21 protein-coding genes, 1 pseudogene and 1 riboswitch are annotated in these 26,968 nt (G+C 73.4%); of the genes and pseudogenes, 16 read left to right on the forward strand and 6 right to left on the reverse strand.

What is annotated here, in order from left to right; genetic code table 11:
• Positions 1 to 529 (forward strand): annotated as a pseudogene (locus EBO15_RS44415) (hypothetical protein); the annotation flags it as partial.
• A 95-nt stretch (positions 530 to 624) separates the two neighbouring features.
• On the opposite strand, the gene EBO15_RS24765 reads toward EBO15_RS44415, so the two are convergent.
• The gene (locus EBO15_RS24765; RefSeq protein WP_122196840.1) at positions 625 to 1,137 is read right to left on the reverse strand and encodes a DUF4190 domain-containing protein; all 513 of its coding nucleotides are present in this window, start codon (positions 1,135 to 1,137) and stop codon (positions 625 to 627) included.
• A gap of 170 nt (positions 1,138 to 1,307) precedes the next feature.
• Between EBO15_RS24765 and purN the strand changes: the two genes are divergently transcribed.
• The 3 genes from purN to EBO15_RS24780 all read left to right on the forward strand — a co-directional run bounded on the left by purN (position 1,308) and on the right by EBO15_RS24780 (position 3,919).
• Positions 1,308 to 1,928, forward strand: a complete 621-nt coding sequence (gene purN / locus EBO15_RS24770; RefSeq protein ID WP_122196841.1) for a phosphoribosylglycinamide formyltransferase — start codon at positions 1,308 to 1,310, stop codon at positions 1,926 to 1,928.
• Positions 1,929 to 1,994: 66 nt separating this feature from the next.
• Entirely contained in the window at positions 1,995 to 3,563 is a 1,569-nt protein-coding gene (gene purH / locus EBO15_RS24775; RefSeq protein ID WP_122196842.1) for a bifunctional phosphoribosylaminoimidazolecarboxamide formyltransferase/IMP cyclohydrolase, read from the forward strand.
• Positions 3,564 to 3,739: 176 nt separating this feature from the next.
• A complete protein-coding gene (locus EBO15_RS24780) occupies positions 3,740 to 3,919 on the forward strand; it encodes a hypothetical protein (RefSeq protein WP_122196843.1) in 180 nt (59 codons plus the stop codon).
• 66 nt (positions 3,920 to 3,985) lie between these two features.
• Here the strand turns inward: EBO15_RS24780 and EBO15_RS24785 are convergent, their stop codons facing one another.
• Positions 3,986 to 4,579, reverse strand: coding sequence for a GNAT family N-acetyltransferase (locus tag EBO15_RS24785; protein ID WP_122196844.1), 594 nt, complete (start codon positions 4,577 to 4,579; stop codon positions 3,986 to 3,988).
• Between the two features lie 142 nt (positions 4,580 to 4,721).
• Positions 4,722 to 4,808, forward strand: a riboswitch (ZMP/ZTP riboswitch).
• Positions 4,809 to 4,862: 54 nt separating this feature from the next.
• On the opposite strand from EBO15_RS24785, the gene EBO15_RS24790 reads away from it, so the two are divergent.
• On the forward strand, positions 4,863 to 5,717 hold the full coding sequence (locus EBO15_RS24790) for a bifunctional methylenetetrahydrofolate dehydrogenase/methenyltetrahydrofolate cyclohydrolase (RefSeq protein ID WP_122196845.1): 855 nt from the start codon (positions 4,863 to 4,865) through the stop codon (positions 5,715 to 5,717).
• A gap of 247 nt (positions 5,718 to 5,964) precedes the next feature.
• Here EBO15_RS24790 and EBO15_RS24795 read toward each other — a convergent pair whose 3' ends face one another.
• Positions 5,965 to 6,693 carry an FHA domain-containing protein gene (locus EBO15_RS24795; RefSeq protein WP_122196846.1) on the reverse strand — a complete coding sequence of 243 codons (729 nt, stop codon included), beginning with the start codon at positions 6,691 to 6,693 and terminating at the stop codon, positions 5,965 to 5,967.
• A 339-nt stretch (positions 6,694 to 7,032) separates the two neighbouring features.
• Between EBO15_RS24795 and EBO15_RS24800 the strand changes: the two genes are divergently transcribed.
• The 6 genes from EBO15_RS24800 to EBO15_RS24825 all read left to right on the forward strand — a co-directional run bounded on the left by EBO15_RS24800 (position 7,033) and on the right by EBO15_RS24825 (position 16,860).
• Positions 7,033 to 7,344, forward strand: a complete 312-nt coding sequence (locus EBO15_RS24800) for a DUF3017 domain-containing protein (protein WP_122196847.1) — start codon at positions 7,033 to 7,035, stop codon at positions 7,342 to 7,344.
• 273 nt (positions 7,345 to 7,617) lie between these two features.
• The gene (locus tag EBO15_RS24805; RefSeq protein WP_122196848.1) at positions 7,618 to 9,837 is read left to right on the forward strand and encodes an NADP-dependent isocitrate dehydrogenase; all 2,220 of its coding nucleotides are present in this window, start codon (positions 7,618 to 7,620) and stop codon (positions 9,835 to 9,837) included.
• A 300-nt stretch (positions 9,838 to 10,137) separates the two neighbouring features.
• Positions 10,138 to 11,127, forward strand: coding sequence for a malate dehydrogenase (locus EBO15_RS24810; RefSeq protein ID WP_122196849.1), 990 nt, complete (start codon positions 10,138 to 10,140; stop codon positions 11,125 to 11,127).
• A gap of 205 nt (positions 11,128 to 11,332) precedes the next feature.
• Entirely contained in the window at positions 11,333 to 13,195 is a 1,863-nt protein-coding gene (locus EBO15_RS24815) for an HSP90 family protein (RefSeq protein ID WP_122196850.1), read from the forward strand.
• Positions 13,192 to 15,912 carry a hypothetical protein gene (locus tag EBO15_RS46885; RefSeq protein WP_122196851.1) on the forward strand — a complete coding sequence of 907 codons (2,721 nt, stop codon included), beginning with the start codon at positions 13,192 to 13,194 and terminating at the stop codon, positions 15,910 to 15,912. The genes EBO15_RS24815 and EBO15_RS46885 overlap by 4 nt, the downstream gene beginning before the upstream one ends.
• Positions 15,913 to 16,005: 93 nt before the next feature.
• Positions 16,006 to 16,860, forward strand: coding sequence for a DUF11 domain-containing protein (locus EBO15_RS24825; protein ID WP_122196852.1), 855 nt, complete (start codon positions 16,006 to 16,008; stop codon positions 16,858 to 16,860).
• 30 nt (positions 16,861 to 16,890) lie between these two features.
• On the opposite strand, the gene galK is transcribed toward EBO15_RS24825, so the two are convergent.
• Together galK and galE are read right to left on the reverse strand one after the other, a co-directional pair.
• Positions 16,891 to 18,045 carry a galactokinase gene (galK, locus tag EBO15_RS24830; protein ID WP_122196853.1) on the reverse strand — a complete coding sequence of 385 codons (1,155 nt, stop codon included), beginning with the start codon at positions 18,043 to 18,045 and terminating at the stop codon, positions 16,891 to 16,893.
• Positions 18,046 to 18,115: 70 nt separating this feature from the next.
• Positions 18,116 to 19,066, reverse strand: coding sequence for a UDP-glucose 4-epimerase GalE (gene galE, locus EBO15_RS24835; RefSeq protein WP_122196854.1), 951 nt, complete (start codon positions 19,064 to 19,066; stop codon positions 18,116 to 18,118).
• A gap of 311 nt (positions 19,067 to 19,377) precedes the next feature.
• On the opposite strand from galE, the gene trpS reads away from it, so the two are divergent.
• The 3 genes from trpS to EBO15_RS24850 all read left to right on the forward strand — a co-directional run bounded on the left by trpS (position 19,378) and on the right by EBO15_RS24850 (position 22,207).
• Positions 19,378 to 20,505, forward strand: a complete 1,128-nt coding sequence (gene trpS, locus EBO15_RS24840) for a tryptophan--tRNA ligase (RefSeq protein WP_233616410.1) — start codon at positions 19,378 to 19,380, stop codon at positions 20,503 to 20,505.
• Complete coding sequence (locus tag EBO15_RS24845) at positions 20,495 to 21,055, forward strand: 2'-5' RNA ligase family protein (protein ID WP_233616411.1); 561 nt, start codon at positions 20,495 to 20,497, stop codon at positions 21,053 to 21,055. The genes trpS and EBO15_RS24845 overlap by 11 nt, the downstream gene beginning before the upstream one ends.
• 108 nt (positions 21,056 to 21,163) lie before the next feature.
• On the forward strand, positions 21,164 to 22,207 hold the full coding sequence (locus tag EBO15_RS24850) for a YihY/virulence factor BrkB family protein (protein ID WP_122196856.1): 1,044 nt from the start codon (positions 21,164 to 21,166) through the stop codon (positions 22,205 to 22,207).
• A 9-nt stretch (positions 22,208 to 22,216) separates the two neighbouring features.
• On the opposite strand, the gene EBO15_RS24855 is transcribed toward EBO15_RS24850, so the two are convergent.
• A complete protein-coding gene (locus EBO15_RS24855; RefSeq protein WP_233616412.1) occupies positions 22,217 to 23,575 on the reverse strand; it encodes a D-alanyl-D-alanine carboxypeptidase family protein in 1,359 nt (452 codons plus the stop codon).
• Positions 23,576 to 23,978: 403 nt separating this feature from the next.
• Between EBO15_RS24855 and EBO15_RS24860 the strand changes: the two genes are divergently transcribed.
• A complete protein-coding gene (locus EBO15_RS24860; RefSeq protein WP_122196857.1) occupies positions 23,979 to 25,145 on the forward strand; it encodes a glutamate--cysteine ligase in 1,167 nt (388 codons plus the stop codon).
• Positions 25,146 to 25,377: 232 nt separating this feature from the next.
• A complete protein-coding gene (locus EBO15_RS24865) occupies positions 25,378 to 26,634 on the forward strand; it encodes an amidohydrolase (protein ID WP_233616414.1) in 1,257 nt (418 codons plus the stop codon).
• Positions 26,635 to 26,968 lie beyond the last annotated feature (334 nt).

The following is a 26,968-nucleotide window of genomic DNA, read 5'->3' on the forward strand; positions in this document are numbered from 1 at the left end:
GGCCGGGCCCGTCCTGAAGGAGAACCGCCGGGAGCGCCGCCGCCGCGAGGCGCCGGTGGCCGCCACCGCCGCGCTCCCCGCGCCGTCGGCGTCGTCGACGCCGTCCGCGCCGGGCCCACGCCTTGAGGACGAGCCGTCCACGCCCACCCCCGCTCCAGCCCCGCCGCCGTCGCCCGAGCCGGAGCCCCACGCGCCCGCCGCGCTGGAGTTCGAGGAGGCCGAGCCCGTCCTCGCCCCGCGCCGTCCGCCCAGGTCGAGGGCCCGTTTCGAGGACGATCTCCCCGGCCTGATCGACGGGCGCACACCGCCCCCCGAGCCGCCCGCGCCCAAGGCGCCCGTCCCGGCCCCACGGGTCGTCGAACACGCGTCCGAGCCGGAGATCACACCTGAGCCGGAGGTCACGTCCGGGCCGGATCCCGAGCCGGGCGAGACGGACGTCCCACGCCGGCGTCCCGAGGAGCCCGAGCGCACCGAGACCCGCGGCGGCGCGATCTACGTCCTCAGGGACGACCCCCGCGACGACGCTTGAACCCCTGTTGGAACAGAACGGGCCGGAACCGCACCAGCGATTCCGGCCCATCCGCGCTGCTCCGCGGCTCAGCGCGTCTCCGCGCGCTCAGCGGGTCACAGCATGCCCTTCAGCGGGTCGAGGTCCGAGACGCGGACGTGCAGCTTGTGCGCGATCTCGGGGAGCCACTTGTCCTCGCACGCCTGCCGGTCGGTCTGCGTGTTGGCCGTGGCCTTGCAGTCCTCCAAGCCGCTGACCTCGGGCCACAGGTAGACGGCGAAGCCGAGCATCAGCACGCCCAGCACCACCGAGATCGCCCCGGTGACCATGCCGCCCGCGAGGCCGGGCAGGGTCCCCGTGCGGCCGGACGCCAGGCGGCGCGCCTTGGTGCCGACGACGATCGCGGCGATCCCGAGCGCCAGGCCGAGCGGCCAGAAGAACAGGGTGATCACCAGGGAGCCGACACCCAGCCACAGCGCGCGCCGGGCGGTCTGCTCGGCCGGGCCCGGCGGGAGCGCGCCGCCCTGCTGCGGGCCCTGCTGGGGGCCCTGCGGCCCGGGCCGGCCCCACGGGTCCTGGCCGGTGGGCTGCCCGGTCGGCTGGCCGGACGTCCCCGGCTGGTCGTTCACTTCTCGTCCCCCCGCTGGCGTGCTGGTCGGTCGGTTCGGGCGCACGGCACCACGGGCCGGAGAGGCCGCGGGCGGGCCGGTGGCCTCATCGCGGCGCCGGGTGATGCGCGCCGAGCAGGGCCGATAGGCTTTGGTCGCCCGATCCGCCCCGACGTCACCGCTGAGGAGTCATGGTGTCCGCCCGGCTCGTCGTCCTCGTCTCCGGCGCGGGGACCAACCTACAGGCGCTCCTCGACGCGTGCGCAGATCCAGCCTACGGGGCGTCCGTCGTTGCTGTGGGCGCCGACCGTGACGGCATCGCCGGTCTCACGCGCGCGCACGAGGCGGGTCTCCCCTCCTTCACCCTCCGGATCCCCGACTTCGCCGACCGCGGAGGCTGGGACGCCGCGCTGGCCGACGCCGTCGCCGCGCACGAGCCCGATCTGGTGGTCTCCGCCGGGTTCATGAAGATCCTCGGCCCGGCGTTCCTGGCCCGGTTCGGCGGCCGGACGGTCAACACCCACCCCGCCCTGCTGCCCTCCTTCCCCGGCGCCCACGCCGTCCGGGACGCCCTGGCCTACGGCGTGAAGGTGACGGGCTGTACCGTGCACTTCGTCGACGAAGGCGTGGACACCGGACCCGTCATCGCCCAGGAGGCCGTCCAGGTGCTCCGGCGTGACGACGAGGACTCCCTGCATGAGCGCATCAAGCAGGTGGAGCGCCGCCTCCTGGTGGACGTCGTCGGTCGGCTCGCCCGGGACGGCTGGACCACCGAGGGCAGGCGGATCTCCGTGAAGAGCAGTGCCCGATGAAGCGCAGTGCTCGATGAAAAGCAGTACGTGAGAAACGTCCGCTGACGATTGAGGGGAGCTCGGCCGGTGAGTCGGGTGGCTATCAGGCGCGCGCTGATCAGCGTGTACGACAAGACGGGGCTGGAGCAGCTCGCCAAGGGGCTGCACGAGGCGGGGGTGGAGATCGTCTCGACCGGCTCCACGGCCGGGCGGATCGCCGCCGCGGGCGTCCCGGTGATGAAGGTGGAGAAGCTCACCGGATTCCCCGAGTGCCTGGACGGGCGGGTCAAGACGCTGCACCCGAAGGTGCACGCGGGCCTGCTCGCCGACCGGCGCAAGGACGACCACCTCCAGCAGCTCGACGACCTGCACGTCGAGCCGTTCGACCTCGCGGTGGTGAACCTCTACCCGTTCTCCGACACCGTGGCGTCCGGGGCGAAGCCGGACGAGTGCGTCGAGCAGATCGACATCGGCGGCCCGACCATGGTCCGCGCCGCCGCCAAGAACCACGCCAGCGTCGCCGTCGTCGTCTCGCCGGACGCCTACGGCGAGGTCCTGGAGGCCGTGAAGGCGGGCGGGTTCACGCTCGAGGAGCGCCGCCGCCTGGCCGCGCGGGCGTTCTCCCACACCGCGTCCTACGACGTGGCCGTGGCGTCCTGGTTCGCCTCGTCCTACGCGCCGGACGCCGAGGCCGCCGAGACCGGCTGGCCCGACTTCGCGGGCGCGACCTGGGAGCGCAAGAACCCGCTGCGGTACGGCGAGAACCCGCACCAGCGGGCCGCGCTGTACACCGACCCGGGCGGCGAGGGCGGCCTGGCGAACGCGGAGCAGCTGTACGGCAAGGAGATGTCGTACAACAACTACGTCGACACCGACGCCGCGCACCGCGCCGCCTACGACTTCACCGAGCCGTGCGTCGCGATCATCAAGCACGCCAACCCGTGCGGCATCGCGGTCGGCCCGGACATCGCGGGCGCGCACCGCAAGGCCCTGGAGTGCGACCCGGCGTCGGCGTACGGCGGCGTGATCGCGGCGAACCGGCCGGTCAGCGCGGCGATGGCCCAGCAGATCACGGGCAGCTTCGCCGAGGTCGTGGTCGCGCCGTCCTTCGACGACGAGGCCGTGACGATCCTCACCGAGCGGTTCAAGAACGTCCGGCTGCTGGTCTGCCCGGACGGCCCTGCGAACCCGACCGAGTCGCGCCGGATCGACGGCGGCCTGCTGATCCAGACCGTCGACCGGGTGGACGCGGACGGCGACGACCCGGCGAACTGGGAGCTGAAGACGGGCACGCCCGCCGACGAGGCGACCCTGCGCGACCTGGCGTTCGCGTGGAAGGCGTGCCGTCCGGTCAAGTCCAACGCGATCCTGCTTGCCAAGGACGGCGCGACCGTCGGCGTCGGGATGGGGCAGGTCAACCGGGTCGACTCGGCCCGCCTGGCCATCGCGCGCGCGGGCGAGGAGCGGTCGCGGGGCGCGGTCGCCGCGTCCGACGCGTTCTTCCCGTTCCCGGACGGCCTGGAGATCCTCATCGAGGCCGGTGTCACGGCGGTCGTCCAGCCGGGCGGCTCGATCCGGGACGAGCAGGCGATCGAGACGGCCGAGAAGGCCGGGATCACCATGTACTTCACGGGCGTCCGGCACTTCTTCCACTGATCCGGTTCCCCTGACCGGGTCCGCCCGGTGGGCGGAGAGACCCCGGTGGCCCTGCGGCCACCGGGGTCTTCGCGATCTTGGCGGGTTTTACTCTTCCGGTCGTTTAGCCTCGGTCGAGGCCGCGTCACTTTGCGTCACCCTGCCCATCGCGCGGCCGTCGCTTGGGAGAACCGCGCATGGAAAACCTCATCGGCCTCGTGCTGGGCTCCGTCCTCCAGGCCCCGGTGCTGATCTCGGAGTCCCGGCAGGTCGTCGGGCTGCTCGCCGCCGCCGCGGTGGCCGTCCTCGCCGCCCGTCTCGGCTGGCTCGGCACCGACCGGCTCATCGCCCGCCGCGGCCGCGCCGACCAGGACTGACCCCGCCCACCGCCTGCCCACCGCCTGCCCACCGCCCACGACGCACCGCCTGCGGGCGGCGGCGGATCAGCGGAGCTTGGCGCGCAGGGCCGCTCCGGCCTCCGGCCACTCGGTGTCGATCATCGAGAAGACCGCGGTGTCGCGGAAGGTGCCGTCCGGGCGGATCTTGTTCTTGCGGTGGAAGCCCTCGAAGGACGCCCCGAGGCGTCCGATCGCCGCGCGTGACCGCTCGTTCCTCCGGTCGGTGTGCCAGCCGACCCGCAGCGCCCCGAGCCCGTCGAACGCGCGTTCCAGGAGCAGCAGCTTGGACTCGGTGTTCAGCCCCGTCCGCTGCCAGCGCGGGCCGATCCAGGTGTAGCCGATGTACAGGTTCCGGTTCGCCGGATCGATCTCGTAGTAGGACGTCGTCCCCGCGATCTCCCCGGTGGCCGCGTCGATCTGCACCCAGGGCAGCCGCTCGCGGCGCTCGCAGGCGGCCAGCGAGTCCGCGACGATCCTCTTCATCTCGGCCGGGTCCGCGGGCGGCGGGGTGCTGAGCCACCGCCACACCTCGGGGTCCTTGCCCGCCTCGAACATCCCCTCGGCGTGCTCCGGCGAGAGCGGCTCCAGCCGCACATGACGGCCGGTCAGGACGGGTCGGTCGTACCACGCGTCGTTCATGCCACCGACCTTAGAAACGATTTCGGACAGCCGGAACGGCCACTTCGGCCCGATTCCCGGAGACCACTCCAGCCGGTCCCAGCCGGTCCCGGCCCGTCCCGGCCGAACGGCGAGGGCCCGGCCTCCGAACCGACGGGTAGCATGTGCGGGACGCGACTGGCGCAGGCAAGGTGGATTCGACCACCGGGGAGCGACGACGGTCCGGCCACCGCGCGCCTGGGTGGACGGAGTCTGCAGACCGAGGCGCGCGCGTGCGCGGCCCCGGCGAGATCCGGAGGTACCGATGACCGCGAACATCCTGGACGGCAAGGCCACGGCGGCGGAGATCCGCGCCGACCTGACGGTGCGCGTCGCCGCCCTCAAGGAGTGCGGCGTGAACGTCGGGCTCGGCACGATCCTGGTCGGCGACGACCCGGGCAGCCACGCCTACGTGAACATGAAGCACCGCGACTGCGCCGAGGTCGGCATCGAGTCGATCCGCCGCGACCTGCCCGCGACCGCCACGCAGGACGAGGTGGAGCAGGCCGTCCGCGAGCTCAACGAGGACCCGGCCTGCACCGGCTACATCGTCCAGCTGCCGCTCCCCAAGGGCCTGGACGAGTTCCGCGTGCTGGAGATGATCGACCCGGCCAAGGACGCCGACGGGCTCGCGCCGATCAGCCTCGGCCGCCTCACCCTCATGCAGCCCGGCTCGCTGCCCTGCACGCCCAAGGGCATCGTCGAGCTGCTGCGCCGCTTCGAGGTGCCGATCGCGGGCGCCGAGGTCGTGGTCGTCGGACGCGGCATCACCGTCGGCCGGTCGCTCGGCCTGCTGCTGACCCGCCGCACCGAGAACGCGACGGTCACCCTCTGCCACACCGGCACCCGCGACCTGGCCGAGCACACCCGCAAGGCCGACATCATCGTCGCGGCGGCCGGTGTCCCCGGCCTGATCACCGGCGACATGGTCAAGCCCGGCGCGGCCGTCCTGGACGTCGGTGTCTCCCGCGTGGACGGCAAGCTGGCCGGCGACGTCGCCGAGAGCGTCCGCGAGGTGGCCGGGTGGGTGGCCCCGAACCCCGGCGGCGTCGGCCCCATGACCCGCGCCATGCTCCTCGCCAACGTGGTGGAGCTCGCCGAGTCGACCGCCCGCTCCTGAGGACCCCGATCCGCCGAGGGCCCTGATCTCCTGCGGCCCTGAGCCTCCGAGGGCCCTGGGTTTCCGAGGGCTCCTGGTCTTCCGAGGGCCCTGGGTTTCTGAAGGTTCTGGGTTTCCGAGGGTTCTGGTCTACGTGTGATCCCGCCGGGGCCGGGTGGCGGCCCCGGCGGGGGAAAGCACGGTCGCTCCTTGCGCTGCCGGGTTCGGGAGCGACCGCGTGATCGTGCCGCCTGGAACAGGCCCTAGGTCAGCTCGCCCTGCGTGCCGCCGCGCTGTGGCGGCCGGGGCCGCCGTTCAGGGGGTGGCCGTGGGTCGCGCCCTGGGGCGGGACGGGCCGGCGGATCTCGCCGGTGGCCCTGGCGTCCGCGGGTGGCCTGCCCTGCTGCGGGACGTGCACCGGCGGCAGCGGCCGGACCAGTCCCATCGCGATCACCTCGTTGGCCAGCCGGGTGCGCCGGTTGGCGCCCTCCGGGATGCGGAACTTCTGGTAGAGGCGCAGCAGGTGCTGCTTGACGGCGGCCTCCGTCACCACCAGGTCGGCGGCGATCTCGCGGGCCGTGGCCGGTGCGACGAACGCCTCGTCCGACAGGGCGGGACGGCACAGCGAGGTCAGCACGTCGACCTCGCGGCGGGTGAGTTCCGGTGCCACGGCGCGCCGCAGCTCGACGTCGGGATCGACCTCCTCGCGGGGGATGCCCCCCATACGGCAGCGCGCCGTGCCGAAGCTCACGACGTCACCGTCCTCCAGGACACGGCGCGCGATCGGGCGGCCGTTGACACGGGTCCCGTTGCGGGACAGCCCCATGTCGACGACGTACACGTACGGGCCGCGTCGAATGATCTCTGCGTGCAAACGGGACACACTCGGGTCGTCGAGGCGGATGTCGACTCCTCGCCCTCGGCCGACCGTCGTTACGTCGGGGCGCAGCGGCATGACCAGTCCGCTGTCCTCGATCCGCATGAACGGCCCCTCCACGGCAGTCCTCCCAGCTAGTTAGCGACCCCTGTCTGCCGGGTTACCCGTGCCGATGATCGTCACACCCACCTACCGGTCAGTAGGGCCGATGACGCAGGGGTTTCCGTGTTCTCCGGTTTTCGTCGGAAATCGAGTCCGACGGGCGTTATCCGGAGGTCGGGACGCCTCCTCGACACGTGTTCGATAGCGCCGTGACCTCGGCCCGGACCGCCGCCCGTCGTGTCCATGACGGTTCGGCGCTACCGTGGAGGCGGAGAACGGTTCACTCCGGCGTGCCGCACGGCGGCGCGCCGTCCCGTGAGCCGGACCACCGGACCGTAGGACGAGGGGCCATTCGGCATGAGCACGCAACTGCACCGGCGACGGCGCACGCCGCGCGGCGGCGATGTGGGCCCGAACTGGCTCGGCCAGCTCCCGTACCTGATCGTCCTGTCCGGGGTCGGGGGCGGTCTCGTGCTGTGCGCCCTCCACTACTTCCGCAAGGGCTCCGGGCTGCTCGCCGCCGCCGTCCTGCTGGGCGCGCTCGCCCGGCTGGTGCTGCCGCCGAGCCAGGTCGGCATGCTGGAGACCCGCAAGCGCTGGGTGGACGTCACGATCATGGCCGGGTTCGCGGTGGCCATCGCCGTCACCGCCCTGGTCGTCCCGCGCTGAGGCCTTCGCCCGATCTCGCCGCGTGAGCCCGTACGGGGCCTCGGTGGGGTTCGCGGCGGCTTTGCGACGGGGTTCCGCGATGACCCCGGGTGACCGCCCCAGTGCGTGGGGTCACCGTTGAGTTTCGCGGCGTTTTCCCAGGTCAGAGCATGTGCAGGCAGAGGGCTTGGAGTGTGCTCGCTGGTCTACACCAGAGCCCGTCCGGAGGGGGCTTCAACACCGGATATCTTGATATCGAGCAATGATGCCGCCATGTAATGAGGGAGTGTCCGGGTGACAGACTCGACGATCATCTACACGCATACCGACGAGGCTCCGCTCCTGGCGACCTATTCGTTCCTGCCCATCATCGAGGCGTACGCCTCGACCGCCGGGGTGGGGGTCGAGACCCGCGACATCTCCCTCGCGGGCCGGATCATCGCGGTGTTCCCGGAGTACCTCGAGGAGGGCCAGCGCGTCGGTGACGCGCTCGCCGAGCTCGGCGACCTCGCCGAGACCCCCGGGGCCAACATCATCAAGCTGCCGAACATCTCGGCGTCCATCCCGCAGCTGAAGGCGGCCGTCGCCGAGCTGCGCGAGCAGGGCTTCGCGCTTCCGGACTACCCCGACGACCCGAAGACCGACGAGGAGCGCGACGTCCGCGCCCGTTACGACAAGGTCAAGGGCAGCGCCGTGAACCCGGTGCTCCGCCAGGGCAACTCCGACCGCCGCGCCCCCGCCGCCGTCAAGCAGTACGCCCGGACGCACCCGCACCGCATGGGCGCCTGGACGGCCGACTCCAAGACCAACGTGGCGACCATGGACGCCGACGACTTCCGCACCACCGAGACGTCCGCGGTCGTCCCGGCCGACGGGAGGCTGCGGATCGAGCTGGCCGCGGCGGACGGCTCCACGACCGTCCTGCGCGAGTCGGTGCCGGTGCTGGCGGGCGAGGTCGTCGACGCTTCGGTGATGCGAGTATCCGCGCTGCGCACGTTCCTGGACGCGCAGATCGCGCGCGCGAAGGCCGAGGGCGTCCTGTTCTCGGTCCACCTGAAGGCCACGATGATGAAGGTCTCCGACCCGATCATCTTCGGCCACGTCGTCAAGGCGTTCTTCCCCCGCACGTTCGAGACCCACGGCGCGGCCCTGGCCGCCGCCGGGCTGTCCCCGAACGACGGCCTCGGCGCCATCCTGTCCGGCCTGGACGCGCTGCCCGAGGGCGCGGCGATCAAGGCGTCCTTCGAGGCCGAGATGGCCGAGGGCCCCGAGCTCGCCATGGTCGACTCCGACCGCGGCATCACCAACCTGCACGTCCCGAGCGACGTCATCGTGGACGCCTCCATGCCCGCGATGATCCGCACCTCCGGCCACATGTGGGGCCCGGACGGCCAGGAGCACGACACCCTCGCCGTCCTCCCCGACTCCAGCTACTCGGGCGTCTACCAGGCCGTCCTGGACGACTGCCGGGCGCACGGCGCGTTCGACCCGTCCACCATGGGCTCGGTCCCGAACGTCGGCCTGATGGCGCAGAAGGCCGAGGAGTACGGCAGCCACGACAAGACCTTCGAGATCCCGGCGGACGGCACCGTCCGCGTCGTGGACGAGCAGGGCTCGGTCGTCCTGGAGCAGGCCGTCGGCGCCGGCGACGTCTTCCGCATGTGCCAGACCAAGGACCTGCCGGTCCGCGACTGGGTCAAGCTGGCCGTCACCCGCGCCCGCCTGTCCGGCGACCCGGCCGTGTTCTGGCTCGACGCCGACCGCGCGCACGACGCCGTCCTGATCGAGAAGGTCGGCAAGTACCTCGCCGAGCACGACACCGACGGGCTCACCATCGAGATCATGGCGCCGGTCGAGGCCACCGTGTTCTCCCTGGAGCGCATCCGCCGCGGCGAGAACACCATCTCGGTCACGGGCAACGTCCTGCGCGACTACCTGACCGACCTGTTCCCGATCCTGGAGCTGGGCACCAGCGCCAAGATGCTGTCGATCGTCCCGCTGATGGCGGGCGGCGGCCTGTTCGAGACGGGCGCGGGCGGCTCGGCCCCCAAGCACGTCCAGCAGCTGGTCAAGGAGAACTACCTGCGCTGGGACAGCCTGGGCGAGTTCTTCGCGCTGGCCGCGAGCTTCGAGCACCTGGCCCGGACGGCCGGCAACGCGCGGGCGCGGATCCTCGCCGACACGCTCGACCGCGCCACCGCCGAGTTCCTCAACGAGAACAAGTCGCCGACGCGCCGCCTCGGCGGCATCGACAACCGCGGCAGCCACTTCTACCTGGCCATGTACTGGGCCCGTGAGCTCGCCGGCCAGACCGAGGACGCCGAGCTCGCGACCGCGTTCGCGCCGCTCGCCGCGACCCTGGGCGAGCAGGAGCAGACCATCGTGGACGAGTTGCTCGCCGTCCAGGGCGCCCCGGTCGAGCTCGGCGGCTACTTCCGTCCGGACCCGGCCAAGGCCGCGGCCGTGATGCGCCCGTCCGCCACGTTCAACCGCGCCCTGGAGACCCTCGCCTGAGGTCCGCCTGAGAGGTTCGCCTGAGAGTCACCGCGCACGCGCGGCACGGAAGCGAGATGGTTCGGTGTAGGAACGATCTCCTCCGGCCGTGAGAGGGCCGCCCCCGCCGGGACACCCGGTGGGGGCGGCCCTCGCCCTTTCCGGGCCTTTCCGCAGGTGTGAGCCGTCAGTCATCGCAGGCGCGGCCCTGACGGACGGCGCGGGCCGGGGCGAGGTATAGCCTGGCCGGTGGATATCTCGATGGCGAGAGATCCTCGGGAAGGCCGCCTGAGCCCCGTCCAGCAGGAGATGAAGAAGGCTATGACGCGCACGCCAGTTTCCGTCACCGTCACCGGAGCCGCGGGCCAGATCGGCTACGCGCTGCTGTTCCGCATCGCGTCCGGGCACCTGCTCGGCGCGGACGTACCGGTCAAGCTGCGGCTGCTGGAGATCCCGCAGGCCGTGAAGGCCGCCGAGGGCACCGCCATGGAGCTCGACGACTGCGCGTTCCCGCTGCTGTCCGGCATCGACATCTTCGACGACGCCACCAAGGCGTTCGAGGGTGCCAACGTCGCCCTGCTCGTCGGCGCCCGCCCCCGCACCAAGGGCATGGAGCGCGGCGACCTGCTCGAGGCCAACGGCGGCATCTTCGGCCCGCAGGGCAAGGCCATCAACGCGGGCGCGGCGGACGACATCAAGGTCCTCGTCGTCGGCAACCCGGCGAACACCAACGCGCTCATCGCGCAGCGGAACGCCCCGGACGTCCCGGCCGAGCGCTTCACCGCGATGACCCGCCTCGACCACAACCGCGCGCTCGCGCAGCTGTCGAAGAAGGCCGGCGTCACGGTCTCCGACATCAAGAAGATGACCATCTGGGGCAACCACTCCGCCACCCAGTACCCGGACCTGTTCCACGCCGAGATCGGCGGCAGGACCGCGGCCGAGGTCGTCGGCGACCAGGACTGGCTGGAGAACACCTTCATCCCGACCGTCGCCAAGCGCGGCGCGGCGATCATCGAGGCGCGCGGCGCGTCCTCGGCCGCGTCCGCCGCGTCCGCCGCGCTCGACCACGTCAACACCTGGGTCAACGGCACCGCCGAGGGCGACTGGACGTCCATGGCCGTCGTGTCGGACGGCTCCTACGGCGTCCCCGAGGGCCTCATCTCGTCCTTCCCGGTCACCACCAGGGACGGCGAGTGGGAGATCGTCAAGGGCCTCGAGATCGACGAGTTCTCGCGCGGCCGCATCGACGCCTCGGTGAACGAGCTCGCCGAGGAGCGCGACGCCGTCGGCAAGCTCGGCCTCATCTGAGCCCGAACGCCTCGATCGCGCCGATCGCAGCGGATCGCCTGATCCGCCCGTGATCCGACAACGCGACGGAACGACCCCGGACCTTCGGGTCCGGGGTTTTCTCGTTTCCGCGAAAAACGGCCCCCGAAATTGTCGGTCGGACGCGGCATGCTTGGCGCTAGGGTGCGTGGACGTGCCAAAACGGGCGAATTGGGAGGCATTTCGGGTGGAACAGGCGTTCCAGGTCGATCTGCGGGGAGTGGTCGACCTGCTGAGCAGGCACCTGTACTCGAGTCCCCGCGTCTACCTGCGGGAATTGTTGCAGAACGCGGTCGACGCGGGCACCGCGCGGGCGTCGCTGGACGACCCCTCCGCCTTCGGCGGCGCGGGTGGCCGGACGGGCGGCGGGCGGGTGCGGATCGAGACCGGCGGCGGGGCGCTGCGCGTCCATGACGACGGCATCGGCCTGACCGAGGACGAGGTGCACCGGCTGCTGGCCACGATCGGCCGCTCGTCCAAGCGGGACGAACTCGGCTTCGCCCGGTCGGACTTCCTCGGCCAGTTCGGCATCGGGCTGCTGTCGGCGTTCCTCGTCGCGGACGAGATCGAGGTCGTGACCCGGTCGGCGCGTCCGGGCGGCGCCGCCGACGGAGGCGGTGACGGTGACGGTGAGCGGGGCGGGCACGCGGCCGTCCGGTGGATCGGCAACGCGTCCGGCCACTACCGGGTCGAGCCCGCCGAACGCGACGAACCAGGCACGACGGTCACGCTACGCCCGCGTCCCGGCGCGTCCGACCTGATGGCGCCCGCGACGGTCGCCGACCTCGCGCGGACCTACGGCGGCCTGCTGCCCATCGACCTGACCGTCGACGGCACGGAGATCACCGGCGAGGGCCCGCCCTGGCGCGCCTCCCACCCGGACCCGGCGCGCCGCCGCCGCGCGCTCGACGCCTACTGCCGCGAGGTGTTCGGCTTCGACCCGTTCGACGTGATCGACCTCGACGTCCCGGAGGCGGGCCTCAGCGGCGTCGCGTTCGTGCTGCCGCAGGCCGTCCCGCCGACCGCGCGCGGCGCGCACCGCGTGTACCTGCGCCGCATGCTGCTCGCCGAGAACGTCGAGGGCCTGCTGCCCGAATGGTCGTTCTTCGTGCGCTGTGTCGTGGACGCGGGCGAACTGCGCCCGACCGCCAGCCGCGAGGCCCTGTTCGAGGACGAGCTGCTCGACTCCACCCGGCAGGCCCTCGGCGAACGCGTCCGGCAGTGGCTGGTCGGGCTCGCCGAGACCGACCCGTCCCGCATGCGCGCGTTCCTGCGGCTGCACCAGCTCGGCGTGAAGGCCATGGCCCTGCACGACGACGACATGCTCCGCATCGTCGACCGCTGGCTGGAGTTCGAGACCTCCGCCGGGCCCATGACGCTGAACGAGTTCCGGCGGAGGCACTCCGACGCCCGGTTCGTCACCGGCGTCGACGAGTTCCGCCGCCTCGCGGCCGTGGCGGGCGCGCAGGGCGTCGGCCTGGTCAACGGCGGCTACGTCCACGACAGCGAGATCATCGGGCGGCTGCCCGCGATCGACCCGGACGCCCGGCTCCGCCGCCTCGAACCGGCCGAGCTGACCACCCACTTCGGCGTCGTCGACCCCGACACCGAGCTGCGGCTGCGGCCGTTCCTGGCCGCCGCGCAGCGCGCCGTGGAGCGGCTCGGCTGCGAGGTCGTCGTCCGCGACTTCGACCCGGCGTCGCTGCCCGCGCTGTACCTGACCAGCCGCGCCGCGCAGCACCGCGCCGAGCTGGAGGAGGCCCGCGAGCTGGCCGACGACCTGTGGTCGGACGTGCTCGGCGCGCTCGGCGGCATGTCCGCGGCCGACCGCCCGCAGCTCGTGCTGAACCACCGCAACCCGCTGACCCGGCGGATCGCCTCGCTGGCCGACCCGGCCCTGGTCGAGGTCGCGGTGCAGGCCCTGTACGGGCAGGCGCTGCTGCTCGGCCACCATCCGCTGCGCCCGGCCGACAGCGCCGTGCTGAACCGCTCGTTCCTCGGCCTGCTCGACTGGGCCGTGCACACCCCCGTCCCGGAGGCCGACCAGTGACCGCCGACGTCTACGAGCTGATGACCCGGGCCGAGGAACTGCCCTACGGCGAGGCCCGCACCCTCCTGGTGGAGGACGCGCTGCGCCGCGCCGAGGCCGCCGCCGACGCCGAGCTCGCCTTCCGCGTCCGGATGGGGCTGACCACCGCCTACCAGTACGGCGGCGAGCCCGCCAAGGCGTTCACCACGTTCAGCCGCTGCCTGGCCGAGTACGACCGCGATCCCGGACGGCACGACGCCGAGCACCGGCTGCTGTGGCAGATGAAGTGGATCGTCAACTCGCTCACGCTGTTCCCGGAGATCCCGCTCGACCGCACCCGCGCAGTCCTCGACGACATGGAGCGGCGGTACCGCCTCGGCGGCCACAGCCTCCAGGCCGTCCACCACTACCGGCACGTCGTGGCCCAGCACATCGGCGACGTCGAGGCGGCCGACGACCTGTTCGCCAAGTGGCGCGCGGCCGAGCGCGACGCGCTGTCGGACTGCGAGGGCTGCGACCCGTCCGCGCTGGCCGACCACCTGGCCGACCGCGGCCGGTACGAGGACGCGCTCGCCGTCGCCGCGCCCGTCCTGTCCGCCGAGCTGAACTGCACCGAGCAGCCGCAGGACATGCTCACCACGCTGCTGCCCGTCTACCTGCACACCGGTCGGCTGGCCGAGGCGCGCGACGCGCACCGCCGCGCCTACCGGCTGTTCCGGCCGAACCTCGGCGACATGACCCACGTCGCCGACCACGTGTGGTTCTGCGCGGTGACCGGGAACGAGCCGCGCGGCCTGGAGATCCTCCAACGGCACCTCGGCTGGCTCGACCGCGCGCCCAGCCCGTACGCGGAGATGCGGTTCGCCGCCGCGGGCGCGCTGCTGCTGCGCCGCCTCGCGGAGATCGGCGCGGACGACCTGACCGTGCACCGTCCGGAGGCGGGCGACCGTCCCGCCGCCGACGTCGCCCTGCCCGTCCTGCGCGCCGAGCTGGAACGCCGCGCGGTCGACCTCGCCGCGCGCTTCGACGCCCGCAACGGGACGTCCCACCAGAGCGGCGAGATCCGCGCGGTGATCGACGCCGAGCCGCTGGTCGAGCGCCTGCCGCTGACCGAGCACGCCCGCGCCGCCGCCGCTCCGCCGCGTCCGCCGGCGGTCGTCCCGCTGCCGCCCGAGCGGCCCGACCCCGCCGTCCTGGACGACCCGGACGAGCTGCTCGACCTCGCCGAACGCCGCTGGAACGAGCAGGACACCGAGGCCGCGCTCGCCGCCTACGCGCGCTTCGACGCGATCACCGGCACCGAGCCGGGCACCCCGCCCGCCGACGGCGCCACGCCCGCCGAGTGGCTGCGCGCCGCCCGCCGCCTGGACGGCCACGGCGTCGGCCCCATCGAATCCGGCGCCCTCCAGGAGGCCCACGACGTCTGGGAGAGGTCCCGCGCCTGGTTCGAGGAGGCGGGCGAACCGGCCCGCGCCCTGTCGGTCACCAGCCGCCTCGGCGCGATCCTCGCCAGGCTCGGACGCCGTGACGAGGCGCTCGTCATGCTCACCGAGGCCGCCGAGCGCCTCCCCGGGCTGGACGCGCCCCCCGAGCGCGTCCTGGGGGCCCGCCTGCGGCTCGCCCAGTTCCACCTGATGGGCGACGACCCGAGGACCGCCCTCGCCGTCCTCGAGACCGTCCGGGGCCCGGACGCCGAATCCGACTTCAACCTCGGCGAGGCCGACTTCATGCGCGGCCAGGCCCACGCCATGCTCGGCCACCCCGAGGAGACCGAGGCCGTGCTGCGCGCCGCCCGCGACGCCTTCCGCGAGGCCGGGCGCGGCGACCGGCTCGCCCAGGCGGCCATGATGTACGCGCAGGTCGTCGGGCACGGCCCTGCGGCCAACGAGCTGGAGGTCCACGCGGCGCTCGACGAGGCCGTCGCCCACGCGCCCGCCGCCGCCGAGGCGCCCCTCCTGCGTCCGTTCGCGCACTGGGAGCGGGGCCGCTTCCTGCTCGCCGACGAGCGCGCCGACCTCGCGGTGCCCGACCTGGTGGAGGCCGTCGCCGCGTTCACCGGCCACGGCCAGGGCGGCGACGCCGACCGGGCGCGCGTCGACCTCGCCGCCGCCTACCTGGGCGCGAGCCGTCCACTGGAGGCCGCCGAGACGATCGAGGAGGCCCTCGCGGGCCTGACCCCGGACGCCGAGGAGTGGCCGCGCGCCCGGGTGATCCTCGCGAGCGCCCAGCGGGACCTCGGCGAGGCCGAGGCCGCCGACACCTTCGCCGAGATCGCGGACGCCGAGACCGAGCCCGCCGCGGTCGGCCACTTCCTGGAGGAGTCCGCGAACGTCCTCACCGACCGCGACAGCGACGCGCAGGCCGCCGAGCGCTTCCTGGCGGCCGCCGCCGCGTTCACGCGGGCCGGGGAGCCGTTCCGGGCGATCGAGTGCCGCCGCCGCGCCGCGCTGTGCCACCTGTGGGCCCAGCAGGTCGACGAGGCCCTGGAGAAGATGGCCGAGGCCCGCGCGGCCCTGGCCGGGCTGCCCGCGGAGGCCCCCGCCGCGATCACCTGGCACACCGCCCGGGTCGACTACGACGAGGCCCGCCTGCTCGCCCGCCTGGGCCGCCTGTCCGAGGCCCTGGAACTGGCCGACGCCGCCGTCGAGGGCTTCCTCGCCCTCGACGAGACCGACGCCGCCGACACCGTCCGGGCCCTCCGCGCCCACATCGCCGACGACCTCCAAGCGGAGGACTGACCGCGCATCCGCCCCGCCCCGCCCCTGTCCCGCGCAGCGCGCGCGACAGGGGCGGATGTGCGTGTCAGGCGGCCGTCGCGGAGCGTCGCGCCTATGCTGCGGAGGGTGTTCTTCGGGGTGATGGCGCGGACGGTGGTCGGCGCGGGGGTGACCGTCGGGGTGCTCGGGGCCGGGGCGGGGCCGGTGCCCGCGGTGCAGGCCTCCGGACGGAAGACCGATCTCGGGGTGACGCTGTCGGCGTCGCCGCGTCAGGTGCGGGCCGGTGACCTGGTCGGATACACGCTGACCGTGTGGGACGCGGGCCCCGGCGCGGGGACGCGCGCGGCCGGGTTGCGGCTCCCGGACGCCGTCGACGTCGTCGGCCTGCGCGAGAGCGGCTGCGTCGACTCCGGCCGGACGGTCCGCTGCGCGTTCCCCAGGATCGCGCCGGGGCACGCGCGGTCCGTCCACATCCTGGGGATCGTCCGGCCCGGCGCGTCCGGGACGCTCCGCGCGAGGGCCCGCCTGCTCGGCCCCGCCGACCGGGTCGCGCGGGACGACACCGCCGAGGCCGACACCCCGATCGTGCCGAGCACGAACCTCGCCGTCCGTCTCGCCACCCCCAGCGCGGGGCACAGGGCCTCGCGGGAGGGGAGTAGAGGAGTCGTCCCGGTTCGGGCGACCGTGGCGAACCGGGGCCCGCGCGCGGCGGGCCGGGTGAACCTGGACCTCGGCGTCCACGGCGCCGACCTGGTCAAAGTGGCCGGCGCCCGGTGCGCCCACGTGCGGAAGAACAAGCTGGGACGGTTCCTGAGCTGCTTCCTCGGACGCCTGCGTCCCGGACGCGGCCGGACGGTCGTCGCCTACCTCAGGCACGGGTCCGGCACCGGGACGCTCGCCGCGTCCGCCGGGCTCGACCTGAGCGACAGCGACCCGTCCGACAACGTGGCCGTGGCCACGATCCGCTAGGCGAGCCGATCCGCTGAACGGGCCGATCCGCTAGGCGAGCCGGTGCGCTCCCGCGGAGGGGGCGGTGTCGGCGAGGAAGACCGGGGGAGTCCAGGAGCGGGACTCGTAGGCCGCGTTGATGCCGTCCCGGACGCGGTCGGCGCGGTCGGTGTGGGTGAGCACGATGACCGATCCGCCGAAGCCGCCGCCGACCATGCGCCCGCCTCGCGCGCCCGCGCGGACGGCCGCGTCGACCGTGACGTTCGCCTCGTCCCAGGAGACCTCGTACTGGTCGCGCAGGGACATGTGGGACGCGAGGAGCAGCCCGCCGATCTCGGCGACCGCGCCCGCGCGCAGCAGGCCCACGGTCGCCTCCACGCGGTGGTTCTCGGTCACCACGTGCTGGACGCGCCGCCGCAGCACCGGGTCGGAGAGCCGTCCGAGCGCGGCGGGCAGGTCCGTGACGTCGCGGAGCGCGTCCACGCCGAGGATCCCGGCGGCCTTCTCGCACTCGGCGCGGCGCTGCGCGTACTCGCCGCCGGTCAGCTCGTGCGAGGCCCGGGTGTCGATCACCAGGAGGGTGAGCCCGGCGTCGCCCGGAGCGAACGGGACGTTCGAGGTCAGGCCCGTCCGGCAGTCGAGCAGCAGCGCGCTGCCCGCGGTCGACAGCATCGAGGCCGACTGGTCCATGATCCCGCTGGGCACGCCGACGTGCTCGTTCTCGGCGCGCTGGGCCAGCCGGGCCAGCGCGGCGGGCGCGATCTCCACGCCGTGCAGGTCGCAGAGCGCGATCGCCGTCGCGCACTCCAGCGCCGCGGACGACGACAGGCCCGCGCCCTGCGGCAGGTCCGAGTCGATCAGCAGGGTGGCCCCGCCCACGCCGTGCTCGCGCAGCACCCGGGCCATGCCGACCGGGTACGCCGCCCACCCCCGGACGTCGCCGGGCGTGCCGGAGAGCGGGGCGGTGACCGTGCCGTCCGCCTGGAGCGACCGCACCTCGACCAGGTCGTCGTCCCGCCGGGACGCGGCGACCGAGACGCCGAGCGGTAGCGCGAACGGCAGCACCAGCCCGTCGTTGTAGTCGGTGTGCTCGCCGATCAGGTTGACGCGGCCGGGCGCCCGCCAGACGCCCTCGGGGGCGTGCCCGAACGCGTCGGCGAAGGCGGCGGCGAGCCCGGAGGGGGTGGGCGCGGTGGGGGTGGACAAGGCTTACTCCTACGAAAAACGTGCCGACTACAGCGTGCCGGCTGAGGAAGGCCTGGCGGCCGCCCGCCGCTCAGCGGCGGGCGAAGGCCCAGGCGTCGGCGACCATCTGGTTCAGGTCCCGCTCGGGCTTCCAGCCGAGCGCCGCGTTGATCCTCTCGGACGAGGCGACCAGCACGGCCGGGTCGCCCGGACGGCGCTCCCCGTACTCGGCCGGGATCGGGTGCCCGGTGACCGCGCGGCAGACCTCGACGACCTCGCTGACCGAGTAGCCGCTGCCGCTGCCCAGGTTGTAGATCTTGTGCGCGCCGGACTCGGTGTCCTCCAGCGCGAGCAGGTGCGCGCGGCCCAGGTCGACGACGTGGACGTAGTCGCGGACGCAGGTGCCGTCGGCCGTCGGGTAGTCGGTGCCGAAGACGCTGACCGCGTCCTTCTCACCGAGCGCGACCTTCAGGACGTTCGGGATCAGGTGCGTCTCGACCGTGTGCCGCTCGCCCTGGGCGCCGAGCGCGCCCGCCACGTTGAAGTAGCGCAGGGAGACCGCGCCGAAGCCGTACAGCCGCGCGTACTCGGTCAGGATCGTGTCGATCGCCAGCTTCGACGCCCCGTACGGGTTGGTCGGACGCGTCGGGTCGGTCTCCAGGATCGGCGTCGACTCCGGCTCGCCGTAGGTCGCGGCCGTGGACGAGAACACGATCCGGCCGACCCCGGCCCGCCGCATCGCGTCGAACAGCGCCAGGGACTCGCCGACGTTGCCGTCCCAGTACTTGGCCGGGTTCGCCACCGACTCGCCCACCAGGGACTTGGCCGCGAAGTGCAGCACCGCGTCGAAGCCCGCGCCGTCCAGCACCTCGAAGGCGGTCTTGCGCAGCGTCCCCCGGACGAAGCGCGCGCCCGCCGGGACCGCGTCGTCGTGCCCGGTGGACAGGTCGTCCAGGACGACCACCTCGTGTCCCGCCTCCACCAACTGCGCGGAGACGACGCTGCCGATGTACCCGGCGCCTCCCGTCACGAGCAGCTTCAAGGTCCGACCTTTCGTAGACGACGCGTGGCGGAGGCGTGCGCCCCCGGTCGGGCCCAGGGTATCGGCCGGGCCAGGGCTCCCGGCCCGTCCCGGCGACTCGGACCGGGCGGCGGGCGCGCATAGGATGTGGACGATTAGCGCGGGCGCACTTCGAGACGCCGGTCCCCGCGGCCCGCGGCGGTGATCGGCCCGACGACCCCGACTCCCGGGTCGCGGCGTGGGAGGCGGCCGTCCGCGCCGTCCGGCGGCCGCGCCCCGAGACGGACGGGTCGGCAGCCGCCGCCCCGGAAGGGGCCTGAGAGAATCGGTCCGTGCCCATGTCCGAGCCCACGTCCGGGCCCTCGTCCGCATCCACGACGCAGCCCGCGGACTCCGCGGACTCCGCCGCCACGCCGGGGTCCGGCCCCGCCGCGGCGCCCCGCGTCCTGTCCGGGATCCAGCCGACCGCCGACTCCTTCCACCTCGGCAACTACCTCGGCGCGCTCCGGCAGTGGGTCGCGCTCCAGGAGACGCACGACGCGTTCTACTGCGTGGTGGACCTGCACGCGATCACCGTGGAGCACGACCCGGCCGCGCTGAGGCGCCGCACCCGGGTGTCGGCCGCGCAGCTGCTCGCGATGGGCGTGGACCCGGACCGCTCGACCTTGTTCGTCCAGAGCCAGGTCCCCGAGCACGCCGAGCTGGCCTGGGTCCTGAGCTGCCTGACCGGGTTCGGCGAGGCCAGCCGGATGACCCAGTTCAAGGACAAGGCCGCCAAGCAGGGCACCTCCGGCGCCAGCGTGGGCCTGTTCACCTACCCGATCCTCCAGGCCGCCGACATCCTGCTCTACACGCCCGAGCCGGGCGTCGGCGAGCGGCTGTTCCGCGTCCCGGTCGGCGAGGACCAGCGGCAGCACGTCGAGCTCACCCGCGACCTCGCCGGGCGGTTCAACCACCGGTTCGGCCCCACGTTCATCGAGCCGGACGCCTACATCCCCCAGGGCGCCGCCAAGATCACCGACCTTCAGGACCCGACGAGCAAGATGAGCAAGTCGGCGTCCTCCCCGCAGGGCATCGTCGACGTTCTCGAGGAGCCCGGCCCGATGCGCAAGAAGATCATGCGCGCGGTCACCGACACCGGCTCGGAGGTGCGGTTCGACGAGGCGGAGAAGGCGGGCGTCAGCAACCTGCTGCGCATCCACGCCGCCCTGTCCGGCGAGACGATCGCCGAGCTGGAGGCCCGCTATGAGGGCTCGGGCTACGGCCGGTTCAAGAAGGACCTCGCCGAGCTGCTCACCGGGACCTTCACCCCGATCCGCGAGCGCACCCACAAGCTGCTGGACGACGAGGACGCCCTGGACAAGATCCTCGCGCACGGCGCGACACGGGCGGGCGAGGTCGCGGCGCGGACCATGGACGTCGTGCGCGACCGGGTGGGATTCGTCGGGCGTGGGCGCTGAGCACCGCTCGCTCGCGACCGATCCCGACCACGCCGGGACCATCGGCGTGTCCGTCCCGATCCCGGATCCGTTCGGCGCGTTCCTCCAGGGGAGGCGCGAGTCGTTCGGCGATCCGCTGGCCGGGAAGATCCCGACGCACATCACCCTGCTCCCGCCGACGAGGGTGGACGTCGCGGCGCTGCCCGCGATCGAGACCCACCTGACGTCGGTGGCGGGGGAGTTCACGCCGTTCTGGATCAGGCTGCGCGGCACCGGGACGTTCCGCCCGGTGTCGCCGGTCGTGTTCGTCGCCCTCGCCGAGGGCATCGGCGGCTGCGAGGCCGTCCAGTCCCGGGTGCTCACCGGGCCGCTCGCCCGGGAGCTGTCCTTCCCGTACCACCCGCACGTCACCGTCGCCCACCACCTGCCGGAGGAGGTCCTCGACCGGGCGTTCAAGGACCTCGCCGGCTACCGGGCCGACTTCGAGGCGTCCGGGTTCTCGCTCTACGTGCACGGCGAGGACGGCATCTGGCGCCCGCACCGCCACTTCGCCTTCCGCGGCCGTCCCTGACGTCCGCCGGACGCCTGCCGGAGCCCCAGGTCAGCGGCCGTCCCGGCGGGCCGGTCTCCGGACGGGCGTATTCGGACTGATCACCGATCCGCCGGGTACGTTGCGTGCATGCCCGTGATCGCATCGCTCCGGCGCGGGGCCGGCGCGCTGATGGACGCCGTGAAGGCCGTGATCGCGGCGCTCCGCGCCCGCTGGGCCTGGTTCGACCACCTCGGCCGCGCCTACGAGCGGTACCAGGACCGCGGCGGCGACCGGCTCGCCGCCGCCATGACCAGCTACGGGTTCCTGTCGTTCTTCCCGCTGCTCGCGCTCGCCTACGCGCTGCTCGGCTACCTGGTCGGGCTCAGCGAGAAGGCCCGCGACTACCTGATCAAGGCGATCGAGGAGCTGCTGCCGGGCCTGTCCGGCCCGCTGGAGGTCCAGCGGATCGCCGAGTCCCGCGCCACCATCGGGGTGTTCGGCCTGGTCGCTCTGGTGTTCACGGGGCTCGGCTGGGTCCGGGTCCTGCGCGAGTCGCTGCGCGGTGTCTGGGGCTACGAACCCGCCCCGGAGGGCAACTGGTTCGTCCTCAAGCTGCGGGACGTCGCCGTCCTGATCTTCCTCGGGACGACCCTGGTGGTGAGCGTGGCGGTGTCGTCGGTGGCGTCCGCGGCCACGCAGAGCGTGCTGGACGTGTTCGGCCTCGCCGACGTCGCCGGCGCCCGGACGATGCTGCGGCTGCTGTCGCTGCTGGTCGCGGTCGCCTTCAACACCCTGATCTTCCTGGTGCTGTTCAGCCGCCTGTCCGGGACGCGCGCGCCGTGGCTGCGGATCCTGCGCGGCGCCCTGTTCGGCGCGATCGGCTTCGAGGCGCTCAAGCAGGTCGGGACGCTGCTGGTCGCGCACACCACGCGCAACCCCGTCTACGCCTCGTTCGCGGTCCTCGTCGGGCTGATGGTGTGGATCAACATCGTGTCCCGGTTCGTCCTGTTCGCGGCCGCGTGGACGGCGACCCGCCGCGTCGTCCTCAAGGCGGACGACCAGCCCGACGACCCGGCCGACGAGGCCCGCCCCGCCAAGCACGGTCCCGCCAAGCACCGTCCCGTCGAGAACCGCTCCGTCGAGAACCGCCCCAGGCGCGAGCACCGGGCGGAGGCCCGTCGCACCGCGTGAGGGCGTGACCTACTGCGGGTGCTCGTCCACGGGGCGCGGGTCGAACGGCGCCACCCTCTCGGCCGGACCGTCCTCGTCGTGGAGGTCGGGCGCGTCCGCGGGCTGCCGCTGGGGCGGCGACGCGAGGCGGACGTTCCCGGACGGCGCGCCCGGCCCCCCGGCGACCGGGGCGTCCGGCTTCGGAAGCCGCAGGTCACCGCGCCGGTGGCGGCGGTGCAGCACGAGGAACAGCACCCCGATCGCGATCAGCGCGCCGACCGCGCCGCCGCCCACGACCATCCAGGTGCGGGACGAGCTGGCCTTCTCGATCGCCGACTGCCCGCCGTCCTTGCCGCCGGTGGCGTCGGCCTTCAGGCCCTCCGCGCCGGGCGAGACGAGCGTCCCGACCGGCTTGACCTTCCCGCGCGCCGCGAACCCCCAGTCGAGCAGCTTGGCCGCGTACGGGGACGGCGGGATGTCCGCCTTCATCAGCGAGACCAGGATCGTGTGCCCGCCGCGCTTCGCCTCCGCCACGAAGGTCTGCTCGGCGGTGACCGTGTAGCCGTTCTTGCCGCCGAGCATCCCGTTGTAGGCGTACGGCTGGCCCGGCAGCATCCGGTTGTGCGTGTAGATCGGGTAGCCGCCCGGCTTGTGCTTCTTCTTCTGCTGCTTGTCCGGCGGGGCCGGGAACCAGAAGTTCAGGGCCTGCACGTACTTGCGGTAGGCCGGGTCCTTCATGCCCTGGCGCAGGATCAGCGCCAGGTCGTAGGCCGAGGTGTGCTGCGTCTTGACGGTCAGCCCGAGGTCGACGTCCAGGCCGTTCGGGGACCCGGCGAGCGTGTCGTCGGCGTGCAGGGTGCGGGCCTGCTCGTTCATGTCGGCGACCGTCTTCTTCAGGCCGCCGTTGGCCTCCGACAGCGTGACGGCCGCGTCGTTCGCCGACATCATCATCAGCGCGTGGAAGAGCTCGTCGACCGAGTAGGACATCTTCGGCGTCATGCCGACCTTGGTGCCCTCGACGTCGCACGCCGACTGGGACGGCTTGACCTTGCGCGCCGCGTCCAGCTTCGGGACGAGGGTGAGCGCGGTCAGCGTCTTCAGTGTGCTCGCGGGGAGGTACCGGCCGTGCGGGTCCCTGGCGGCGAGGATCTCGCCGGTGTCGGCGTCGGCGATGACCCAGGACGCGGCGTGGATGTTCGGTGGCGCGGGCACCCCGGCCGCCGGGTTCACGATCACGCCGCGGCCGGCGAGCTGGGCTCCGCCGACCGGGCCGCCGTCCGCGCAGGCCGCGCCGGGGAGGGCCAGGACCGTCCCGGACGCGATCGCCGCGGCGGCGGCTAGCAGGCGGGTTGGACAACGCAGTGCCGTACCGGGTCGCTGTGCTCGCAAGCTCCTGCCGTTCCTCGCTCCGGCCATCTCGAACCGATGACGCATGTCCCTCTTGTCTTCCGGAAGATTAGGCGACCGGTCGCGGAGTCCGATACCCGTGGCGGACGAATGGGTTTCCCGGTCTGGCCAAGTACTAGTCACATTGGGGCATGTCCGCCCGGTACGTCGTGACCGAAACCGGTGACGCCGCGTGAAGGGCGGTCGTCCAACCGGGCCAAATGCTCCGCAAAGGACGGGGAACCCGGCGGCGCCGGGCCCCCGCGCGCCATGATGGGGGTCGCCGGGGGACGCGTACAGAACACGCCCTACCTGGGCAGGCGTTTGTCCAGGCTTAGGGACCCGCTGGCGGAATCGCCCCACGTGCCACGCATCGACCTGCAAGGATTGTGGACGGAGGTTGGCCGTGGCCATTGTCTTCAACCCGTCGCGCGGCGCGACGCTGGGTGTGGAGTGGGAGCTCCAGCTCGTCGACGTCGCGACCCGGCACCTGCGGCAGGACGCGCGCGAGGTGCTCGCCGCCCTGCCGTCGCTCAGCGCGGCCGGGCAGGACGCCAAGCTCCGCCACGAGATCATGGAGTCCACGGTCGAGGCCGTCACCGACATCTGCGAGACGGTCGCCGAGGCCCAGCGCGACCTCGCCGCCACGGTGGACGCGCTGCGCGCCGTCGCCGCGCCCCGCGGCATGGCGGTCGCCTGCACCGGCACGCACCCGATCTCCGACTGGCGGGACGCCGAGCTCTCGCCGCTCCAGCGCTACTCCGACCTGGTCGAGCGGGTGCGGTGGCCCGCCCGCCGGATCCAGACGTTCGGCGTGCACGTCCACGTCGGCGTCACCGACCCGGCGAAGGCGATCCCGATCGTCAACGCGCTGGCCGGCTACCTGCCGCACTTCCTCGCGCTCACCGCGTCCAGCCCGTTCTGGAGCGGGGACGACACGGGGCTGGCGTCCACCCGCGCGGTGGTGTTCGGCCAGCTCCCGACCGCCGGCCCGCCCCACCTGCTGGACGACTGGGCGGCGTTCGAGGACTATATGGACACCTTGCTGCGCGCGGGAACGATCCGCAGCATCAAGGAGGTGTGGTGGGACGTCCGTCCGCACCCGGAGTTCGGCACGGTCGAGATCCGGATGTTCGACGGGATACCCACACTCCGCGAGGTGGGGATGGCGACGGCGCTGTGCCAGAGCCTGGTCACCCTCTTCGAGCAGCAGCTCGACCGCGGCTACACGCTGCCGCGCCCGGCCGCCTGGGTGGTGCGCGACAACAAGTGGCGGGCCACCCGGTACGGCCTGGACGCCATCGTCATCACCGATGACAGCGGGCACACCGCACCCCTCCGCGACGAGGTGTACGAGCTGGTCGCGGAGCTGGAACCGGTCGCGGCCCGGCTCGGCTGCGCCGACGAGCTCAAGGTCGCCGGGGAGGTCCTGGAGCACGGGGCCCCCTACGAGCGCCAGCGCGCCATCCGCGCGGGCGGCGGCACCCTGGAGGACGTGGTCGACGCCGCGATCCTCGAGCTCGCGGAGGACCGGTTCGTCACCCGCGGGGAGGCCGGCCGTGCCGGGAACTGAGGATCCGGGCAGGTCGACCGTTCCGCGTACCGAGACAGGCGGGAGGCCGCGAGGCGGGCCCGCCCACGCGCAGGGGGCGCACATGACACACACGGGACCCGGGGTGATCCCCGGCCCTGGACCGGCCACCGCCCCGGGGGCGGCGAAGGCCGCCGGCCACTCCGGCGGGAGCGCGAGGCGGATGCCCGCGCGGCCGCCCGGGGAGGCGGAAGGGACGGGAGAGATCGTGCAGGTGGGAGACGCGGCACTGCGGGTGCGGCTCGACGGGTTCCTGGACGCCGCCGAGCCGGAACTGATCGCGTTCCGCCGCGACCTGCACGCGAACCCGGAGCTCGCGAACAACGAGTTCCGCACCACCGAGCGGATCGCGTCGCGGCTGAAGGAGGCCGGGCTCGAACCGCGGATCCTGCCCCGCGGCACGGGCCTGTACTGCGACATCGGCCCGGAGGACGGCTACACGGTCGCGCTCCGCGCCGACATCGACGCCCTCCCGCTCCAGGACGAGAAGGCGCACGCGCCGTACCGGTCGACCGTGCCGGGCGTCGCGCACGCCTGCGGGCACGACGTGCACACCGCGATGGTGCTGGGCGCGGGCCTGTTCCTGGCGCGGCAGGCGGAGGCCGGGCTGCTGCCGGGCCGGGTCCGGCTGCTGTTCCAGCCCGCCGAGGAGATGCCCGGCGGGGCGCTGGACGTGATCGCGGCGGGCGGCATCGCGGGCGTGGACCGGGCGTTCGCGCTGCACTGCGACCCGCGCGTCGAGGTCGGGCGCCTGGGGCTGCGGACCGGGGCGATCACCGCGGCCTGCGACAAGGTGTACGTGAAGGTCACCGGCCCCGGCGGGCACACCGCCCGGCCGCACCTGACCGCCGACCTCGTCTACGCGCTGGCCAAGATCGTCACGGAGCTGCCGGCGGCGCTGTCCCGGCGGGTCGACCCGCGGTCCAGCCTGTCGCTGGTGTGGGGCCGGGTGGCGGCCGGGTCGGTCGCCAACGCCATCCCGGACGACGGGGTCGCCGAGGGCACCATCCGCTGCCTGGACGACGAGGCGTGGCGCCGGGCGCCGGAGATGATGAGGGCGCTGCTCCAGTCGGTCGCGTCCGCCTACGACGTGGAGGCGTCGCTGGAGTACGTCCGGGGGGTCCCGCCGACGGTGAACGAGGCCGTCAGCGTGGACCTGTTCCGGGACGCGGCGACGCAGGTGCTCGGTGAGGAGGGCGTGGTGCCCACCCCGCAGAGCCTCGGCGGCGAGGACTTCGGCTGGTATCTGGAGTCGATCCCGGGGGCGCTGGCCAGGCTCGGCGTCCGCGCGCCCGGGTCGTCCGCCGAGTACGACCTGCACCGGGGCGACTTCGACGTGGACGAGCGGTGCGTGGCGGTCGGCGTCCGGGTGCTGGCGGCGACCGCGCTGACCGCGCTCTGGGACGGCCGGCTCGACGCGGGCCCGGACGCGCCGGTCGGCGGCGCCGCCGAGGGGGCGGCCTTGAGCTGACCCGACCCCCGTCCTGATCAGCGTCCTGATCAGCGTTCTGATCACCGCTCCGGACGCCGGACCCGTCGGCGCCGCGGTCACGATCTGATCGCCGGGCCGATCGCCCGCCCGGTCACCGAAATGATCGTCTCCGGAGTAGGGTCGCTTCCGTTCCTCCCCCCGAGAAGCGGGCCCCGGGCCGGATTCCGCCCCGGGTTTCACGCCCCGACCTGCGCCGATATTCCTACGCGTTGGTAACGGACGCGTTGCGAAACGGTGCACACCGGATGTTTCACCACCTACCTCGGGGTAGCGTCCGATCGGTTTGTGTGGCCGGGCACGCTCACGAGCGGGT

Source organism: Actinomadura harenae (genome assembly GCF_003696215.1).
GTDB classification, from domain to species: Bacteria; Actinomycetota; Actinomycetes; order Streptosporangiales; family Streptosporangiaceae; genus Spirillospora; species Spirillospora harenae.

Bases quoted from the DNA above. Each gene is read 5' to 3' on its own strand.
- EBO15_RS24780 (WP_122196843.1), top strand. From the start codon at position 3,740: ATGGAAAACCTCATCGGCCTCGTGCTGGGCTCCGTCCTCCAGGCCCCG.
- EBO15_RS24825 (WP_122196852.1), top strand. From the start codon at position 16,006: ATGCTGCGGAGGGTGTTCTTCGGGGTGATGGCGCGGACGGTGGTCGGC.
- EBO15_RS24850 (WP_122196856.1), top strand. From the start codon at position 21,164: ATGCCCGTGATCGCATCGCTCCGGCGCGGGGCCGGCGCGCTGATGGAC.
- EBO15_RS24800 (WP_122196847.1), top strand. From the start codon at position 7,033: ATGAGCACGCAACTGCACCGGCGACGGCGCACGCCGCGCGGCGGCGAT.
- EBO15_RS24790 (WP_122196845.1), top strand. From the start codon at position 4,863: ATGACCGCGAACATCCTGGACGGCAAGGCCACGGCGGCGGAGATCCGC.
- purN (WP_122196841.1), top strand. From the start codon at position 1,308: ATGGTGTCCGCCCGGCTCGTCGTCCTCGTCTCCGGCGCGGGGACCAAC.
- EBO15_RS24810 (WP_122196849.1), top strand. From the start codon at position 10,138: ATGACGCGCACGCCAGTTTCCGTCACCGTCACCGGAGCCGCGGGCCAG.
- EBO15_RS24785 (WP_122196844.1), bottom strand. From the start codon at position 4,579: ATGAACGACGCGTGGTACGACCGACCCGTCCTGACCGGCCGTCATGTG.